The sequence below is a fragment of the Bradyrhizobium sp. USDA 4541 genome (assembly GCF_024171085.1).
GTDB lineage: Bacteria > Pseudomonadota > Alphaproteobacteria > Rhizobiales > Xanthobacteraceae > Bradyrhizobium > Bradyrhizobium australafricanum.
The window spans coordinates 2,406,725-2,424,332 of sequence record NZ_JALJZF010000001.1; the positions used below are offsets into that span (position 1 = coordinate 2,406,725).

The following is a 17,608-nucleotide window of genomic DNA, read 5'->3' on the forward strand; positions in this document are numbered from 1 at the left end:
TTCGCCGGGACGACGATGCGGAGAGGGCTTCGCGTCTAACTGATTGCTTGTGACGCCCGGTATTTTGCAGCCGCTTGGCCCCTCACGCCACCAGCGCGATCTTCGGCACGGTCGCGAGCACCGACTGGTTGCGGCCGTTGGCCTTGGCGGCGTAGAGCGCCTTGTCGGCGGCCTCGATCAGATCGGACCATTGCTGGCCCGCGGTCGGCCGCATGCTGGCCACGCCGATGCTGACTGTCGTGATCAGTTCGCCCGCGCACCATTGCTGGACCTTGCGGCGGATGGTCTCGGCCAGGTTGAAGGCCTCGAGCGCGGTCATGTTGGGCAGCAGCACGGCGAACTCCTCGCCGCCGAAGCGCGCCGGGCAATCGCCGGCGCGGCGCACCGCGTCCGAAATGCAGATCGCGATCCCGACCAGCACCTGGTCGCCGGCCTGATGCCCATAGGTGTCGTTGTAGGCCTTGAAATGATCGGCATCGATCATCAAGAGCGCGACCGGCTGGCCGTAGCGGCCGGCACGGCGCCATTCGCGCTCGATCTCGCCGTCGAACTTGCGCCGGTTCTTCAGGCCGGTGAGGGCGTCGGTGGTCGCCATCTCCTCGAGCTTGTCCTCGGCGTCGGCGCGGCGGACGATCTCGCGGGCGAGCACCAGCGTTGCGCTGAGCACGAACAGGATCAGAAACGCCATGATCGCGCCGATGCGAATGGCCTCGGTGCGCCAGAGGTTGAAGACGGCTTCGAGCGGCTTGCCGACCACCACGTAAAGCGGCCCGGAGCTGCTGCGCCTGACATAGAGCCGCGGTATGTCGTCGACCGGGCCCTTGCCGGAGAAGGCGCCGCCCACCTTCAGGTTCTCGGCCTTCCAGTCCAGCCGCTCCGCGAGGTTCTTGCCGATCACGTCGAGATCGAACGGCGTCCGCATGATGATGGTGCGGTCGTTGCGCAGCACGGTGATGGTGTCGCCCGGCATGAGGTTCAGCCGCCCGAACAGATCGTGGAAATAGCTGAAGCGGATCGAGCCGACCACGACGCCGAGGAAGCGGCCCTCGTCGTCGACGATGCGCCGGCTCAGCACGATGGCGTAGGCGCCGCGATGCAGCATCGGCCGGCTGATGTAAAGGCCGGCATCGGGATTGTCGCGCTGGACCGTGAAGTACTCCTCGTCGCTGCGGGTCTCCGGCCGTGGATCCAGGCTCGCTGCGTCGATGGTCAAATTGCCCTTGGTGTCGAACACCTGGATCGCGCCGAAATGTTTTGCGGTCGCGGCGTGATCGAACAGGATCAGCTGGCGCAGTTCCTTGCTGATATTGCGGATATCCGGCATCTCGAGATTGCTGGCGACCGCGCGCAGCGACAGGTCGTAGAGCTCGATGTTGCGGCTGATGTCGGCCTCGATCCCCGACGCCAGATTCTCCAGGGTGCGGCGGGCCAGTTCCTCCTCGCCGCGGCGCATGTCGAACATCACGCCGGCGCAGACCGCGGAGAAGCCGAGGACGGTCGCAACCGACGCCGCGATCAGCAGCTTTGCCGATAGCCGCCAGCGCCGCCTTGCGTCGTTTCGCCGTCGAAATGACATGTCCCGCTCCAATGCGCCGTCATGCAACGGGAAATCTTGTTGTCGCCTTAAATGGCGACAGCAGCCGCCGAATGGGTTAACGGGTGGTTGCCGGACTTTTGTCATCGAGGACGTTGTGAACGACTACGACGCATTGCGGGATTATCTGAAGAAGCAGCATCTGCCGGAATTCGTGCTGACCTTCGAGGAGATCGAGGCGATCATCGATGCGGCGCTGCCGCGCGCCGCGCACCGGGCCTCGTGGTGGGAGACGTTGCGCAGCCCGCAGGAGAAGATGCCGCAGCGCGAGGCCTGCATCGAGGCCGGCTACATCGCCACCCGCCAGGCCGACGGCAAGAGCGTCAGGTTCAAGCGCATGCCCAACCGTCGTCCCGGCGAACGCCGGGACCCATAACCACAGGGCGTTGTTGTTACGAAGGCAACCGGCCCCAGCGCGTCATGGATGGGCCGCGGCGTATGGGTCCCGGCTCCCGTGCGCAATTGCGCACGAGGCCGGGACGACAAGAGTTAGCTCGCGGCTTCCAGCCGTTCCTCGGTGAGCAGCCGGGTCGCCGCATCGGCGTCCATCGGCTCGCCGAAGGCAAAGCCCTGGGCGTATTCGCAGCCGAGCTGGTAGAGCTCGACGGCATCCGAATCCGTCTCGGCGCCTTCCGCCACCACCTCCATCCCGAGATCGTGCGCCAGCGCGATGATCGATTTCAGGATCACCGGGCGGGTGCCGCGGCTGGTGGTGCGGACGAAGGACTGGTCGATCTTGATGGTGTCGAACGGGAAGCGCTGCAGATAGGACAGCGAGGAGTGGCCGGTGCCGAAATCGTCGAGCGACAGCCCGGTGCCGAGCTCGCGGATCCGCGCCAGCATCTGGGCGGCGTGCTCCGGATTCTCCATGACCAGCGATTCCGTCAGCTCAAGCTTCAGCGTGCCGCGCGCCACCGAGGAGCGCGACAGCACGGTGCGGATATCGTGGATCAGATCGTGACGCAGCAGCTGCCGCGACGACACGTTGACCGACGCGAAGATCGGCTCGCGGGCGCGCATCGCGCGCTGCCACACCGCGAGCTGGCGCGCGGTCTGGTCCATCACGAACATGCCGAGATCGACGATCAGGCCGGTCTCCTCGGCGACGTTGATGAACTCCGACGGCGACATCCGGCCGAGCTTGGGATGATCCCAGCGCGCCAGCGCCTCGAAGCCGGCGATCGCGCGATCCTCCAGCCGCACGATCGGCTGGTACAGGATCGTGATCTCCTGCCGCTCGATGGCGCGGCGCAGGTCGCTCTCCAGCGTCAGGCGGTCGGTCTTGCGCGCCCGCATCGCCGGCTTGTAGACGTCGATGCGGTCGCCACCGATCCGCTTGGAATGATACATCGCAAGCTCGGCGTCCTTGATGATCTCGTCGGTCAGCGGCGCCGCCGGGTCGGACAACGCAAGCCCGATCGAGGCGGTCAGGAAGATCTCGCGGTCGTTGAACGCGATCGGCGCGCGGATGGTCTTGCGGATGGTCTCGGCGAAATTGGTGATCCGTGCCGGGTCCTGCTCCGACAGCAGGATCAGGCCGAACTGGTCGCCGGCCATGCGGGCCAGCGTGTCCTGCGGCTTGAGGATGCGGGTCAGCCGCCGCGCCAGCGTCAGCAAAATGGAATCGCCGACCGCGATGCCGACGGAATCGTTGACCTGCTTGAAGCGGTCGAGGTCGATCACCATCAGGGTCGGCCGCAGGTTCGGCATGGTCTTGGCGAGATTCGCCACTGCGCCGAGGCGGTCCATGAACAGCCGGCGGTTCGGCAGGCCGGTCAGGTTGTCATGGACGGAGTCATGAAGCATCCGCTCTTCGGAGTTCTTGAACTCGGTGACGTCGGTGAGGGTGCCGACCACGCGCGAGACCTCGCCGTCGGAGCCGACCACCGGCCGCGCCTTCAGCGCGAACCACATGAAGTGACCGTCCGGCGTGCGTAGCCGGAAATCCTGCACCAGGCGGCCGCGGCGCTGGTCGAGCACGCTGTCGAGCGCGGCGCGGAAGCGGTCCTGGTCGAGCGGGTGCAGCACCTCGAGCCATTTCGCCGCCGGGCCTTCCAGCGTGCCGCGCTTGAGGCCGAGCAGGGCCTCGGTCTCCGGGCTGGTGAACACCTTGTCGGCTGACACGTCCCAATCCCAGATCAGGTCGCCGGAGCCGGTCAGCGCCAGCGCCCGGCGCTCGACATCGGAGACGACGCCGGTGGTGGCGCCGCCGCCGGCAAAGGCGTGCTGCATCACCGTGAATCCGATCAGCATCACGATCAGCACCAGGCCGCCGAGCAGCGCCGGGCCGACGATGTCGTTGGTGACGGAGCCGGCGACCGTCATGCCGGCCGCGACCACCCAGACCACCAGCAGGAACCAGGTCGGGATCAGCAGCACCGCGCGGTCGAAGCCGTGGGTCGAGAGATAGACGATCAGCGCGAAGCCGGCGAAGGCGATCATCACCAGCGACATGCGCGCGATGCCGGAGGCGACCGCGGGATCGAACAGCGCCAGCGCGACCAGCGAGCCGAGGAAGACCAGCCAGCCGATCGTGATGTGCGAGTAGCGGACGTGCCATCTGCTCAAATTCAGATAGGCGAACAGGAACACCAGCAGTGTCGCAGCGAGGATCGCCTCGCCCGCCGCGCGCCAGACGCGCTCGGCGTTGTTCGACATGTCGAGCACCTTGCCCCAGAAGCCGAAGTCGACGCCGATATAGACCAGCACCGCCCAAGCCAGCGCCGCGGCGGCCGGGAACATGATGCTGCCCTTGACCACAAACAAGATCGTGAGCACGAGCGCGAGCAGGCCCGAGATGCCGATCACGATGCCCTGGTACAGCGTGAACGAGTTGACCTTGTCCTTGTAGGCGTCGGGTTCCCACAGATAGAGTTGCGGCAGCTTGTCGGTGCGCAGTTCCGCGACATAGGTGACGACGGCGCCTGGATCGAGCGTGATGCGGAACACGTCGGCGGTCGGGCTCTCCTGCCGCTCGGGACGATCGCCGACCGACGGCGTGATGGTAGCGATGCGCGACAGGCCGAGGTCGGGCCACAGCAAGCCGGACGACACGATGCGGTAGTGCGGCGCAACGATCAGGCGGTCGAGCTGGTCGTCGGTGTTGTTGGCGAGCGCGAACACCACCCAGTTCTGGCCGCCTTCGCGGGCGCGAACCTCGATGCGGCGCACGATGCCGTCGGTTCCGGGGGCGGTGGAGACCTGGATGCGGTCGGCTTCACTGCGCTGATGGTCGAGAACCGCCGTCAGATCGATCGCGGGCGCATCGCTGCGCACGCTGACCGCGTCGATCGCATACGCGGCAGGCGCGGCGGCAAACATCATGAGGCCCAGCGCGAGCAGCGCAAGGCACCTGATCAGACGCAATGTCAGTACTCCGCGATCGACAAACTGACCGGACCCGGCGACCGGCCCGGCGGTGGCGCGATAAATGACACGAAAGCGAAGCGAATCAAAGGGTTTCCGCCCCTGCTTCCGTCGCGAGGGTTAAACCGCCAACACAATTTTGCCAATATGTTCGCTGGTCTCCATGCGCCGGTGCGCGTCGGCGGCCTTTTCCAGCGGGAATGTGCTGTCCATCAGCGGTTTGACGCGGCCTTCGCGCAGCAAGGGCAGCACCTTCGCCTCGATCGCCGCGACCATCGCCGCCTTGTCCGCATTACTACGGGGGCGCAGGGTCGACCCGGTGTGGTGCAGCCGCTTGACCATCAGCTTGGCGAAATTGGCCGTGGCCTTCGGTGTTCCCGACAGGAACGCGATCTGGACGATGCGGCCCTCGACCGCGGCGGCGTCATAGTTCCGGTCGATATAATCGCCGCCCACCATGTCGAGGATGACATTGGCGCCGTTGCCGCCGGTGGCCTTCTTCACCGCCTCGACGAAATCCTCGGTCTTGTAATTGACCGCGTGATCGGCGCCGAGCTTGAGGCAGGCATCGGCCTTGGCCTGCGAGCCGACGGTGACGATCACCTTGGCGCCGAACGCCTTGGCAAGCTGGATCGCCATCGTGCCGATACCGGACGAGCCGCCGTGGATCAGCAGCGTCTCCCCGGCCTGCAGCGCGCCGCGCTCGAACACATTGTGCCACACCGTCATCAGCGTTTCCGGAATCGCGCCGGCTTCCTGCATCGACAGCGAGGGCGGCACGGTCATCGCCTGCGCGTCCTGCGCGATGCAATATTGCGCGTAGCCGCCGCCGGCGACCAGCGACATCACCTTGTCGCCGATCTTGTGCTTTGCGCCTTCGCCGAGCGCGACCACTTCGCCCGCGATTTCGAGGCCGGGCAGGTCGCTGGCGCCGGGCGGCGGCGGATAGGAGCCGGAGCGCTGCGCGACGTCGGGACGATTGACGCCGGCGGCCGCGACCTTGACCAAAATCTCGCCGGCCTTCGGCACCGGCACCGCGCGGGTCTCCGGCACCAGCACCTCAGGGCCACCCGGCTTGCTGATGGCAACGACGGTCATTTGCGCGGGCAGATTTGGCATGGCTGGTCCCTGGTCAGTGGAGAGGATCGGCGGATGGCATACCGCCTTTTCCACCGAAGCGAAACGCCATTAAGCCCCGAACCGCGCCGTGAGCTGGCTGGCTCGCTCAGGCGTGATCTTCTCGACCAGCGGGCCGAGCCTTGCGACCGGCGTGCCCGCGCCACGATCGAGCAGCGGAACGAGTGGGCCAGTGGGCCAGCGCGGTAGGGCATCGCTCTGACCGAGCGCGCCGAGCACGCGCGCCGCGAGGTGAGGCACGATGCTCCACGCCAGCGTGGCGCTGAGCGCGACAAGATTGAGCCCGGTGCGGGTGATGACTGCCGCGCGTGCCGGATCGGACTTGATCGCTGTCCAGGGTGCCGCGTGTTGCAGATAAGCGTTCGCGGTGTCCCAGATCGCGCGGGTCGTGGCCGCCGCCGCGCGAAATTCCAGCGCCGTGTGATGGCGGTGCAGCGCTGCGATGCGCTGCTCCAGTTCAAGCGCGAGTTGGCGCTCGGCATCGCCGGGAGCGCCACCATCCGGGATGCGGCCGTCGAAGGCGCGATGCGCGAAGCTGATGATGCGGTTGGCGAGATTGCCGAAGATATCGGCGAGATCCTTGTTCACGTCGGCGACGAATCTGGCGACGCCAAAATCGGTGTCGGCGCTCTCCGGCGCGTTGGCGATCAGCCACCAGCGCCAGAGATCGGCGGGCAATTCCGCCAGCGCCGCATCGGTGAAGATGCCGCGCTTCCTGCTGGTCGAGAACTTGCCGCCCTCGTAATTCAGCCAGTGGAATCCCTTGATCACATCGGCGGTCTTCCACGGTTCGCCGGAGCCGATCAGCGTCGCCGGAAAGCTCACGGTGTGGAACGGGATGTTGTCCTTGCCGAGAAACTGGATGTAGCTGACGTCATCGGCCTGCCACCACCATTGCCGCCAGTCGCGGCCTGGCGCGGCGTCGGCCCATTCCTGCGTCGCCGCGATGTAGCCGATCGGCGCGTCGAACCAGACATAGAACACCTTGCCGTCGAAGCCGTCGCGCGGCACCGCGATGCCCCAGGCGAGATCGCGCGTGATGCAGCGGTCGCGCAGCTCGGCATTGAGCCAGCCCTTCGCGGTCGACACCACGAAGGGCTGCCATCCGGTGCGGCTGTCGATCCATGCGCCGATGCTGTCGACCAGCTGCGACTGGCGCAGATACAGATGACGGCTGTCGCGGATCTCGAGCGCGCGGTTGCCGGATAGCGCCGAGCGGGGATCGATGAGGTCCGGCGGGTCGAGCAGCGTGCCGCAATGGTCGCATTGATCGCCGCGCGCGCCGGCGTCGCCGCAATGCGGACAGGTGCCGAGCACGTAGCGGTCTGGCAGGAAGCGCCGGTCGGCCGGCGAGAACACCTGTCGGGAGGTGCGTGCTTCGATCAGCCCGGCGTCATCGAGCCGGCGATAGAAGTGCTGCGTCAGCGCATGGTTGTACGGCGAGCTGGTGCGGCCGAAATGATCGAACGACAGACCGAAGCGCCGATAGATGTCGGCCTGGACGGCGTGCTGTGCGTCGCAGAACGCCCGGACATCCTGTCCGGCCTCGATGGCGCCGAGCTCGGCCGGTGTGCCGTGCTCGTCGGTCGCGCAGATGAAGAGCACGTCGCAGCCGGTCTGCCGGCGGAAGCGGGCGTGGACGTCGGCGGGCAGCAGCGAGCCGACGAGATTGCCGAGATGCTTGACGCCGTTGACGTAGGGCAGCGCGCTGGTGATGAGAATCTTGGTCATGGATTAAGGTCTTTCGCGTTCGGTGATGCCGACCCCGCAAGAATCAAAGCGGAAAATCAAAAAGCCCTCCCGCGTGACCGGAAGGGCTTGGGGTCGGCTCATGCCTCGCGCGCAGGCGCGCAACTATCCCGTCCGGTCAGATTCCTTGCGGTCGGGCCGGGGCATTCGCGTCAGATGTTGCGGGCACACGAAAGTCACTGCAAAATTCTCCTCTGGACGGATATCTATCATCGCTGGACGCAGGACGCCAGATCAGCATCGCGGGGAAGACACATGCCGATTGAGAATGAGGACCGGCCGCGGAAGAAAATCAGCCATGAGATCGGCCAGGATCTCTCGCTGCTGTCGGTCGAGGAGTTGACGGAGCGCATCGCGCTGCTCAACGCCGAAGTCGATCGCCTGAAAGAGGCGGTGACGAAGAAGCGCGCGTCGAAGGACGCCGCCAACGCGTTCTTCAAGTCGTAGCGCTGCGCCATCATTTCTGTCGTAGATGGGGTAACGGGCCGGCCGCCCGCTCGCTACGGCGCAATTTGGAAGCGCGCTCGCGAGCGGCCTGTTGGTTGGAAGGCGGTCGTCCCTCAAACTGATGGTGTTCAACGGAGTCGGGCAAGCCCGCTCCAAGCATCATTAAGGGACGACCATGTACCACTATGCAGGAATTGACGTGTCTTTGGAATGCTCGAGCGTTTGCCTTGTCGATGGGACAGGCAAGATTTTGCGCGAGACGAAGGTTGCGAGCGAGCCGGCGGCGCTGATCGCCTGGTTCCGGTCGCTGGGTCTGGTACTGGAACGGATCGGGCTGGAGGCAGGCCCCTTGTCGCAATGGCTGTATGCGGGTCTGCGAGACGCAGGGCTTGCGGTCGAGCTGCTGGAAACGCGGCACGTTCGCGAAGCCTTCAAGTCGATGCCGGTGAAGACGGACCGCAACGATGCCCGCCGGATCGCGCAGTTGATGCGGCTCGGCTGGTTCCGGCCGGTGCACTGCAAGTCGGTCGCGGCGCAGGAGACCCGCGCCATCCTGACGGCGCGCAAGCTGCTGCAATCCAAGCTTCGCGATGTCGAGAACAGCCTGCGCGGCATACTTCGCGGTTTTGGCCTGAAGGTCGGTGCGACCACCGAGCGCACGTTCGCCGGACGCATCCGCGAGCTCGTGACCGGCCATCCCGGACTGGAGTTGGTCGCGGCGGCGCTGCTCCAAGCCCATGCGGTGCTGCTGCGGGAGTTCAAGAGCCTGGACAAGCACACCCAGAAGCTCGCCAGGACGCATCCATCCGCCAAGCTCCTGATGACAACGCCGTCCGTTGGTCCGATCGTGGCGCTCACCTATGCCGCGGCGATCGACGACCCGAAGCGCTTCCGCTCCTCGAAGGCCACGGGAGCCCACTTTGGGCTCACCCCGAAGAAGTACCAGTCCGGTGAGACCGACTACACCGGCCGCATCAGCAAGATCGGGGATGCCTCCGTGCGCGAGGCACTCTACCAGGCAGCTCACGTCATGCTGACCAAGCCGGTCAAGAATTGCTCGGCATTGAAGAGCTGGGCGATGCGGATCGCCCGGCGCGCAGGCATGCGCAAGGCCAAGGTAGCGCTGGCTCGCAAGCTCGCCGTGATCCTGCATCGCATGCTCGCCGACACCAAACCGTTCAACCCGATGACCAAGGCCATCTAGCCAGGAGCAGCAATCGGTTCCGGGCGGGCCACGACACCAGGCTCTCCCCGAGCGAAGTCCCTCCGCTGGGACGATGGATCCGGTCAGGCCGCCATCCGGGAAGTGGCTCACGACCACGCAATCCGTAGATTGGCCGGCCGGCTCCTCAATGCACCCCATCAGGCGACGGCCTTCGCGCCGATCCCGTACAGAAGCAAGTGCCCGGCGAGTGGATGACGCGAAAAGGGATTGACTAACCAAGGCCCGTTACAGAAGCCCGGATGAAGCGAAGCGCAATCCGGGAGCCGCGCTATCCGCGGATGGACCGTTCCCGGATTTCGCTGCGCTCCATCCGGGCTACGCGGCTCCACCTCCCCTTGAAAAGGGGAGGTCGCTTTGCTCGCCAGAGCAAAGCGTGTGGGGATCAGCTCTCTTCACATACGCCGTCGCCTGCGGTTGACCCCCATCCCGACCTTCCCCTCTCAAGGGGAAGGAGAAGAGGCCTGTCCCAAACTAGGTCAATGGCCGACATGGCAAACAAAGTGTCAAGAAATCCGTTCATTTACGATCGGTTAAGCTTTCTCGATTATGACTGCATTGTCCTCGTTTGGACACCGAGTGGCTCCTGTCCACTCTGTTTGACGCCTCCCTGTTATCAACTTCAAAGCCGCCGGAAACGGCGGCTCTTTTTTGTGCGTCCTAGGGGCTGGAAACCATAAATCCGGTTGCGGCTGGACTCTTCGGCGCGCCCGCGCAATGATTTGTTCATCATAAGCTGGCGCGTCAGATGCCAGCGGGCGTTACGGTGGTGTGAGGGCGTTAACCATGGCCGATCGTTCCCAGAGCGAAGCCGGGCTTGTACTGTTCAGTGAACGGCTGACCAATTCTGCGGCATTCGGCGTGCTGTTCCGGGAAGGCATGGACCTGGTCGAGCAGACCGCCGCCTATCTCGACGGCGACGGACGTGCCGAGGCCAAGGCGCTCGAACGGTCCGTGAGCCTGACCTATGCCACCGAAAGCATGCGCCTGACCACGCGGCTGATGCAGCTCGCCTCCTGGCTGCTGCTGCATCGCGCGGTCAAGGAAGGCGAGATGACGCTGACCCAGGCCAATCGCGAAAAGACCAAGGTGAAGCTGTCGGCCGCCGATCCCGGCCCGGCCGACATGGTGACCAAGCTGCCCGAGCAATTGCAGCAGCTGATCGCCCGTTCGATGGATCTGCAGGCGCGCGTCCGCCGCCTCGACACCACGATCCACGCGCCGGCGCCGGACCGCTCGACGATCGGCAACCCGCTGGTGCCGCAGCTCAACCGCCTCAAGGCGGCGTTCGAGCAGTAATCCGGACAGCAAATCAGTGTGACGCGTCCGCGCGGCGTGGCCTGGTCCGCCGCGGCGACGTGTGCTGATCCATCACGCGCCGCAGCCTGATCGCCGCCGCCTCCAACTCCTCCGGTTCGAAACCGCCGAAGCCGAGCATCAGGCCGGGGCGTGGCGCGGCCTTGTACATCGGCGAGATCGGCCGCACCACGATGCCGGCGGCAAGCGCTGATTTTGCCAGTTGCACATCGTCGAGGTCGTGGGGCAGCCACAACAGCAGATGCATGCCCTGGTCGCTCGGCTGCAGCGTGACGTCACCAGGCATGTGGTGCGTCAGCGCCGCGATCAGCGTCGCACGCCGTGCGGCGTAGACGCCACGAATGCGCCTGATATGCGCTTCGAACAGCCCCTCGCGCATGTAGGCTGCCAGCACATGCTGGTCGGCGGTCGGCGAATGCCGGTCGAGCAGCGCCCGCGCGCCGGCGAAAGCGTCGATCAGCGGCGAAGGCGCCACGACATAGCCGAGCCGCAGCGAGGGAAACAGCACCTTGCTCAGCGTGCCCAAATAGATCACCCGCGATGGGGCGAGGCCTTGCATCGACGGGAAGGGATGCCCGGCGTAGCGCAGCTCGCTGTCGTAATCGTCCTCGACGATCCACGCATTGCTTCGTTGCGCCCACGCCACCAGCGCATTGCGGCGGGCCATGCTCATCGGCATGCCCAGCGGATATTGATGCGACGGCGTCACGAACGCCGCGCGTGCGTGCGGGCACGCGGCGGTGGCGGCATCGACGTCGATGCCCTGCGCATCGACGCCAACGCGCGTGGTGACGAGATCGAGATCGTCGAGCACGGCGGTCATGCCGGGATAGGCGGGATCCTCGGCCCAGACAGGATCGCCTGACGACAGCAGCACGCGGCCGGCGAGATAGAGGCCTTGCTGGGTGCCGGCCGTGATCACGACCTGCTCGGGCTCGCAATGCACCGCGCGGGATTTGCGCACATAGTCGGCGATCGCCTGCCGCAGCTCGATCAGGCCGCGCGGATCGCCATAGCTCGCCGGCGCCGCGGCGCGCGATGCGCGCACGCGGTTGCCGAGGCGGCGCCAATGGTCGTCGGGCGCGACCGCGCCGCCGGGGACCGCGATCGCAAACGGGACCTCCGGCATCGGCCTGAAGGCCGCCGCCACTTTGGCAAGCCGCGCCGCGCGCGGCGGCAACCGGATCGGCACTGATTTGTTAGGCTTGCGATTGACCACGACGGGCCGTGCCTGCTCGGCAAGCGTCGGCGCGACGCGGGTGCCGGCACCGACCTGCGATTCCAGATAGCCCTCGGCCAGCAACTGCTCGAAGGCCTCCGTCACCGTGCCGCGCGCGACGCCGAGCGAGGCCGACAGCGCGCGCGTCGACGGCAGAAAATCCCCGGCCTTCAGCTCGCCGCTCGCAATCGCGGCGCGCAGGGCCTGCGCGATCTGCCGCCCGACCTGTCCGGCGGCGCGGTCGATCGTGGCGAGCGAGGGGATGCTGATCGTGGCGCGCAGGCGGGGCATAGTGGACCAATTAGTTTGATCGAAAGTGGCCCTTATCATAGGCCACTTCGGCGCTATGGTGCGAGCAGCAATTGATGAGGTCTGTCAAGAGGTCCGCGATGTACCTGCCGCCGCATTTCAGGATGGATGAGCTCGGTCCGGTCCACGCCGCGATGCGGGCCTCGAAGCTCGCGACGCTGGTCACCGCAACCGCCGACGGCCTGATCGGCACGCCGCTGCCGCTGATCCTCAATGAGAACGAGGGCGACTACGGCACGCTGTATGGTCACGTCGCGCGGCCCAATCCGCAGTGGAAGCTGCCCGCGGTCGGCGAGGCGATGGCGATCTTCATGGGGCCCGACGCCTATGTGACGCCGTCCTGGTATGCGACCAAGGCCGAGCACGGCAAAGTGGTGCCGACCTGGAATTACGTCGCCGTCCACGCCTATGGCGCGGCCGAGTTCTTCGAGAATGCCGATCGTCTGCTGGACGTCGTGACCCGGTTGACCGAGCTGCACGAAACTTCGCGCCCGGAAGCCTGGCAGGTCAGTGACGCGCCTGGTGATTTCATCAAGGCGCAGCTGCGCGGGATCGTCGGCTTCCGGATGCCAATCACGCGGATCGATGCCAAGAAGAAGATGAGCCAGAACCGCAAGCTCGAGGATCGCGCCGGCGTGATCGCGGGGCTTGAGGCCAGCGACAATCCGACTGATCGCGAGGTCGCGGCAATGATTCCGGCGAGCTGAGACGCCTTGAACAAATTCCAGACCGTCATTGCGAGGAGCGATAGCGACGAAGCAATCCATCTATCGGCATATGCGGGCAGATGGATTGCTTCGCTTCGCTCGCAATGACGGCGGAGGAAGTTGCGCCCGCTCGACCCCTGCAGAGATTGACGCCCACACATGGAATTGTACCTCGCCTTCGCGATCACGACCGCGACCTTCGCGCTGATCCCGGGTCCCGCCATGCTGTATGCCGCGGCCCGCACGCTGGCAGGCGGCCGGCGCGCGGGGCTGATGGCCTCGCTCGGGCTGCATCTCGGCGGCTATGTCCATGTCGTCGCCGCGGCGGCCGGCCTCGCGCTGCTGTTTCATGCGGTGCCGCCGTTGTTCATGGCGATGAAGCTTGCCGGTGCGGCCTATCTGGTCTGGCTCGGGCTGTCGCTGTTCCGCGACCGCGACAATGCAAAGCGCCCCACACTTGCGCCGCTCTCCGCGGAGCGCGCCTTCGCGCAAAGCATCGTCGTCGAGGTGCTCAATCCGAAGACGGCGATCTTTTTCCTGGCGTTCCTGCCGCAATTCGTCGATGCGTCGGCCAGCCTGCCGGTCTGGGCCCAGCTGTTTCTGCTCGGCACAGCGGTCAATCTGACCTTCTCGGCGGTCGATATCGTCTGCGTGTTCTTCGCCAGCGCCGTGATGTCGAAGCTGCAGCGCTCGAAGAGGTCGCGGCGCATCATGCAGCGGATCGGCGGCAGCATCCTGGTCGCGCTCGGTGCGCGGCTGGCCTTCCAGGATCGCTAGAAGCAGTCATGTCCATCAGCGGCGATGGTGCGGATCAACGCTTCGCCAAGCTGCGCGACGAGCTGCTTCTGCAATGGCGCGACCGGTCAATTTCTGCCCGAGGCTTCAGTCGTGTTCGACGTCATGGGCGCGCCGGATGATCGCGGTGGTCGCGGCGGCGCAAGATCGTGGATAAAATCTCTCAGTGCGTCGGTATCGAACGGCTTGCGGAGTATTTTTAGACTTGGCGGAGCTGCTTTTGCGGCATCGCTGTAGCCGGTTGTAAGGGCGATCGGCAAACCGGGGTATCGCGACCGGACTTCTCTCGCGAGCCCGACGCCATCGATGGTCCCGGGCATGACGATATCGCTGAAGACGAGATCGATCTTTGTACCGGCGTCGAGCAATTTCAGCGCCGCTTCGGCCGAATCTCGATAGATCGTGTCGTAACCCAGATGCTCGAACAGCGAGGAAGTCACATCCGCCACTTCGGGGCTGTCGTCGACAACGAGAACCGTCTGCCGCTGCGGCTGCCTTGCTCTTGTTCTGGCAGCGGCCAGTTCTTTACTGGTGATCTGCTCGTCTGCGCAGGACGGCAAGTAGATTGTAATCGTTGTTCCCTGTCCAACCTTGCTGTCCGCCGTCACCGTTCCGCCGGCCTGGTGCGCGAAACCATAGACTTGGGACAAGCCGAGCCCGGTACCCTTGCCGACCTCTTTGGTCGTGAAGAACGGATCGAACATCTTGGACAGCAGGTTTGGCGGAATGCCGGTGCCGGTATCGCCAAGCGCGATCGCAAAGAAAGCCTTTGCGCGGCGATCGCCGCCGGTTTCCTGGTTCGCAGTCACCGCATGGACGGATAAGGTGAACGTGCCGCCGCTTGGCATTGCATCGCGCGCATTGACGGCGATGTTGACGATCGCAAGTTCCAGCTCGGCGAGGTCCACCTTGACCGACGCGACACCCTCGCCGACGTTCTCATTGTACACGATGTTCCCGCGCAGCGAGCTCTCGATCATGGTCCGCATGTTCTTGATGGACGCATTCAGATCGACGACCGTCGGGCTGAGATGCTGATGACGAGAGAATGTCAACAATTGGCGGGTGAGGCTTTCGCCGCGCTTGGCCGCGGTCTGTATGGCTTCAATTGCCTTGGGCAGTTTTGGATCAAGCAGGCGTGTGAAGATCTGGGCACTGCCTCCGATGATCATCAATAGATTGTTGAAGTCGTGTGCAATCCCGCCGGTCAGCTTGCCGATTGCCTCCATTTTCTGCGACATCGCGAGCTGTTCGCGTGCCTGAACCAGCTTCTCCTCCGCGTCGCGTCGCTCGGTTGCGTCCCGCAGAATACTGATGAAGCCGATCAGATTTCCTGAGTCATCATGGCTCGACGAGACCGAGCCCGTGATAAAGAACGGCGTACCATTCTTTCTGATGCGCCAACCCTCTACGTCGTACTTGCCTCTTTCGATTGCCGTCTCCAGCGCGTGTGTCGGCGAACCCGCGCGGCGTTCATCCGGCCGATAGAATATTCCAAAATGCTTGCCGATGATTTCTTCCGAGGTGTAGCCGATGATCTTTTGAGCGGTGCTATTCCAACTCGTAACGTGTCCTTCTCTATCAAGCGCAAAAATCGCATAATCGACGACGCCTTCGATAAGGGTTTGGAAGTGCCGTCTGATGCTGTCGAGCGCCGAAGCGTTCCGTTCAAGTTGACCGTTCAACTGGTCCTGCACGGAAAGCAGATGGGCTTCCGCGGTGTGACGCGTGGCGATTGCCGCTGCCAGGGCAAGAGAGGGGGCCGATACGGTGATCGAAAGCACGAGCAGTGACAACAATGCTCCGTTCGGATCCGTTTTCGGAAACGGATCATTACCGAACGCGAAACCCCAGACTGCGATTCCGGTGAAAATGAGCGCAGACCGGTCCAGATCAACGGGAGCAAAGCCAGAAAACCCAGCAGGCTGCGATGCGGCAACGCCACGTTGAGATCGTCGCTGACGAGGTCACTGCCGATGAGCGGGCTGTAGGCTACGATCCCAATGAGACCAGCGAGAGCGATAACTGCGATCGATTCCAACAGATCCCATCTGGAGGAAATCCGTAAGGGCATCATCGCCCAGAGCACGATGACCGGAGCAATCACCAGGATCGCGGCTGCGTCGGCAAGCCACCAGGTCAGCCCGGCGGCGACGGAATCGGGAAAGCTCGGTTCGTTGACGAAGATGGATCCGGCCAGGGCGGAGAATGAACTGATCATCGCGGTCGGCGCAAAGGAGACACCTGCAAACTTTGCGACACCGGATGGCGTGGCAAACGTCTGGCAACCGTTCGACCAGCGTCCGATCAGCCATGTCCCGGCCAGTGCAGCAAGGAGGGTGCCGATCCCGGCGGCGACAAATTCCAGGAGCGATCGGTCGGTTATCAGGTAAGGCGCGACGGCGCCCACCAGGATCGCGGGCCAGATCCGGTAGCCACGCAGCAGCATAAGCGCGAGCGCAACCCCGGTTGGCGGCCACAGCGGTGTCGCGGTCGGATTGATAGCGGGAAGGAAATGTGCGGAGGCCGCAAGGCTCCCGTAGATCGCGGTGACGATAAAAAGTTCGATCGAGTAGGTCACAGCGCTCCGAGCATCGCCAAAAGCGAAAATCCCGGCCTTATCGAACCTTGCCCGTTCCATCACAAGCCTTTGCGGTGGGCACCTCAAGAATGCGGTAGGGAACGACCTGGCACCCGGTTCCATGTCACCCGAAGGAGGGCGATCGTATTTTCGCCAAGTCGATGACCCCTGCCAAACACTCAACGCAGTTTTGACCAAAGCATGGCCGCTGGATCCAGAGTAGGGGGCGCCAGCAACTTCTGAACAAGAGACCATGGGGCAGAACCGCTGACCTAATGGCGTGGGCCTGCAAAATCGACCCGATCCCGCCGCGTGTCGGCGTCGTTCAAGTAACCGCTCCGGGTCAAAGGCGAATATCGGCAAGAGCCGTTCGAGCTCAGCCTTGGGCTAGACGCCGGAACGGTGCGAGCGGTGGGCGTTCTCTCGCCGCCATGTCGACGTCGATCGTGAGACACCGGGAGATTTATCCTCAACCCTAGGTAGCCAAACTCGGGCTGTATGGTACCGTGCCCTCGTCGGGACGGCATTTCCGTCCCGGATTTGGGAGGGCTATGTCATGAGATTGCCGTCGAGCCTTGTCGCGCCTTCAGCCGTCGCCGTGTTGTCAACTGTCTGGCTGTGCGGCCCGGCAGCGTCGCAAACAGACCCAGCCAAGCCGCTTCCCTCCATCACGGTCGAGGCGCCGAAGCCGGTGGCAAGGCCAAATCGTCCGACACAGGTGGTGACCACGGGGGTATCTCACCGGAGATCGAGAACCACCCAGACGTCGTCGTCAACCGCTCGAGCGCCGTCGCCGGCGCCGGATTCAGTGCTGGGCAGGATTGCCGCGCTGGAGAAAGTCGCCAGCAATTGCAACGGTGGCTGCGAATCGAGCCTCCCGCATGGCAAGGACCCTTGGGTCGGGTGCAGCGAGTCGACGGGCGGACAAACCCACGGACCGTTCTCGTCGACGTGCCGAGACAACCTCACCTACAAGTCCTACGTCGATTGCGTCGAGACCAAATGGTTCCTGGGCGAGTACCGAAACAGGGCCTGGTGGCTTTGCAGCAGCCTGCAGGCCGCGGGGAAGTTTAAGGTCGCCGAACTCAAGCGACCGAAACGTCCGCGCTAGGTTCGCCGTCGGAATCCGCGCGACGGCGCGAGCTACCATTTCATGTTCGTGATT

At 64.6% G+C, this 17,608-nt stretch carries 14 protein-coding genes; 7 read left to right on the forward strand and 7 right to left on the reverse strand.

All coding sequences use genetic code 11. The features are described from left to right. Positions 1 to 82: 82 nt before the first annotated feature. The gene (locus J2R80_RS11225) at positions 83 to 1,576 is read right to left on the reverse strand and encodes a sensor domain-containing diguanylate cyclase (RefSeq protein ID WP_253638590.1); all 1,494 of its coding nucleotides are present in this window, start codon (positions 1,574 to 1,576) and stop codon (positions 83 to 85) included. Positions 1,577 to 1,691: 115 nt separating this feature from the next. Between J2R80_RS11225 and J2R80_RS11230 the strand changes: the two genes are divergently transcribed. After that, positions 1,692 to 1,970: a hypothetical protein gene (locus J2R80_RS11230; protein ID WP_253638591.1), complete on the forward strand. Its 279-nt coding sequence runs from the start codon at positions 1,692 to 1,694 to the stop codon at positions 1,968 to 1,970. A 113-nt stretch (positions 1,971 to 2,083) separates the two neighbouring features. Here J2R80_RS11230 and J2R80_RS11235 read toward each other — a convergent pair whose 3' ends face one another. From J2R80_RS11235 to metG, 3 genes are all read right to left on the reverse strand, one after another. Beyond that, positions 2,084 to 4,960, reverse strand: coding sequence for an EAL domain-containing protein (locus tag J2R80_RS11235; RefSeq protein WP_076827342.1), 2,877 nt, complete (start codon positions 4,958 to 4,960; stop codon positions 2,084 to 2,086). 120 nt (positions 4,961 to 5,080) lie between these two features. Further along, positions 5,081 to 6,079 (reverse strand): NAD(P)H-quinone oxidoreductase, encoded by a 999-nt coding sequence (locus tag J2R80_RS11240; RefSeq protein WP_253638592.1) that lies wholly within the window; start codon positions 6,077 to 6,079, stop codon positions 5,081 to 5,083. 69 nt (positions 6,080 to 6,148) lie between these two features. Continuing rightward, on the reverse strand, positions 6,149 to 7,828 hold the full coding sequence (gene metG / locus J2R80_RS11245; RefSeq protein WP_253638593.1) for a methionine--tRNA ligase: 1,680 nt from the start codon (positions 7,826 to 7,828) through the stop codon (positions 6,149 to 6,151). 273 nt (positions 7,829 to 8,101) lie between these two features. On the opposite strand from metG, the gene J2R80_RS11250 reads away from it, so the two are divergent. The 3 genes from J2R80_RS11250 (at position 8,102) to J2R80_RS11260 (ending at position 10,814) form a co-directional block, all read left to right on the forward strand. After that, complete coding sequence (locus J2R80_RS11250; protein ID WP_253588770.1) at positions 8,102 to 8,293, forward strand: DUF1192 domain-containing protein; 192 nt, start codon at positions 8,102 to 8,104, stop codon at positions 8,291 to 8,293. 175 nt (positions 8,294 to 8,468) lie between these two features. After that, positions 8,469 to 9,497, forward strand: a complete 1,029-nt coding sequence (locus J2R80_RS11255) for an IS110 family transposase (protein ID WP_057016162.1) — start codon at positions 8,469 to 8,471, stop codon at positions 9,495 to 9,497. Positions 9,498 to 10,301: 804 nt separating this feature from the next. Beyond that, positions 10,302 to 10,814: a DUF1465 family protein gene (locus tag J2R80_RS11260; protein ID WP_028333674.1), complete on the forward strand. Its 513-nt coding sequence runs from the start codon at positions 10,302 to 10,304 to the stop codon at positions 10,812 to 10,814. Between the two features lie 13 nt (positions 10,815 to 10,827). On the opposite strand, the gene J2R80_RS11265 is transcribed toward J2R80_RS11260, so the two are convergent. Beyond that, positions 10,828 to 12,342 carry a PLP-dependent aminotransferase family protein gene (locus tag J2R80_RS11265; RefSeq protein ID WP_253638594.1) on the reverse strand — a complete coding sequence of 505 codons (1,515 nt, stop codon included), beginning with the start codon at positions 12,340 to 12,342 and terminating at the stop codon, positions 10,828 to 10,830. 98 nt (positions 12,343 to 12,440) lie between these two features. Between J2R80_RS11265 and J2R80_RS11270 the strand changes: the two genes are divergently transcribed. Both J2R80_RS11270 and J2R80_RS11275 read left to right on the forward strand, forming a co-directional pair. Beyond that, a complete protein-coding gene (locus J2R80_RS11270; protein ID WP_076827351.1) occupies positions 12,441 to 13,067 on the forward strand; it encodes an FMN-binding negative transcriptional regulator in 627 nt (208 codons plus the stop codon). Between the two features lie 159 nt (positions 13,068 to 13,226). Further along, on the forward strand, positions 13,227 to 13,844 hold the full coding sequence (locus tag J2R80_RS11275; protein WP_076827353.1) for a LysE family translocator: 618 nt from the start codon (positions 13,227 to 13,229) through the stop codon (positions 13,842 to 13,844). Positions 13,845 to 13,930: 86 nt separating this feature from the next. On the opposite strand, the gene J2R80_RS11280 is transcribed toward J2R80_RS11275, so the two are convergent. Both J2R80_RS11280 and J2R80_RS11285 read right to left on the reverse strand, forming a co-directional pair. Then, positions 13,931 to 15,658, reverse strand: coding sequence for a PAS domain-containing sensor histidine kinase (locus tag J2R80_RS11280; RefSeq protein WP_253638595.1), 1,728 nt, complete (start codon positions 15,656 to 15,658; stop codon positions 13,931 to 13,933). After that, on the reverse strand, positions 15,544 to 16,443 hold the full coding sequence (locus J2R80_RS11285) for an MASE1 domain-containing protein (protein WP_253638596.1): 900 nt from the start codon (positions 16,441 to 16,443) through the stop codon (positions 15,544 to 15,546). The genes J2R80_RS11280 and J2R80_RS11285 overlap by 115 nt, the downstream gene beginning before the upstream one ends. 556 nt (positions 16,444 to 16,999) lie before the next feature. Here J2R80_RS11285 and J2R80_RS11290 point away from each other — a divergent pair. Beyond that, entirely contained in the window at positions 17,000 to 17,554 is a 555-nt protein-coding gene (locus J2R80_RS11290) for a hypothetical protein (protein WP_253588773.1), read from the forward strand. Positions 17,555 to 17,608 lie beyond the last annotated feature (54 nt).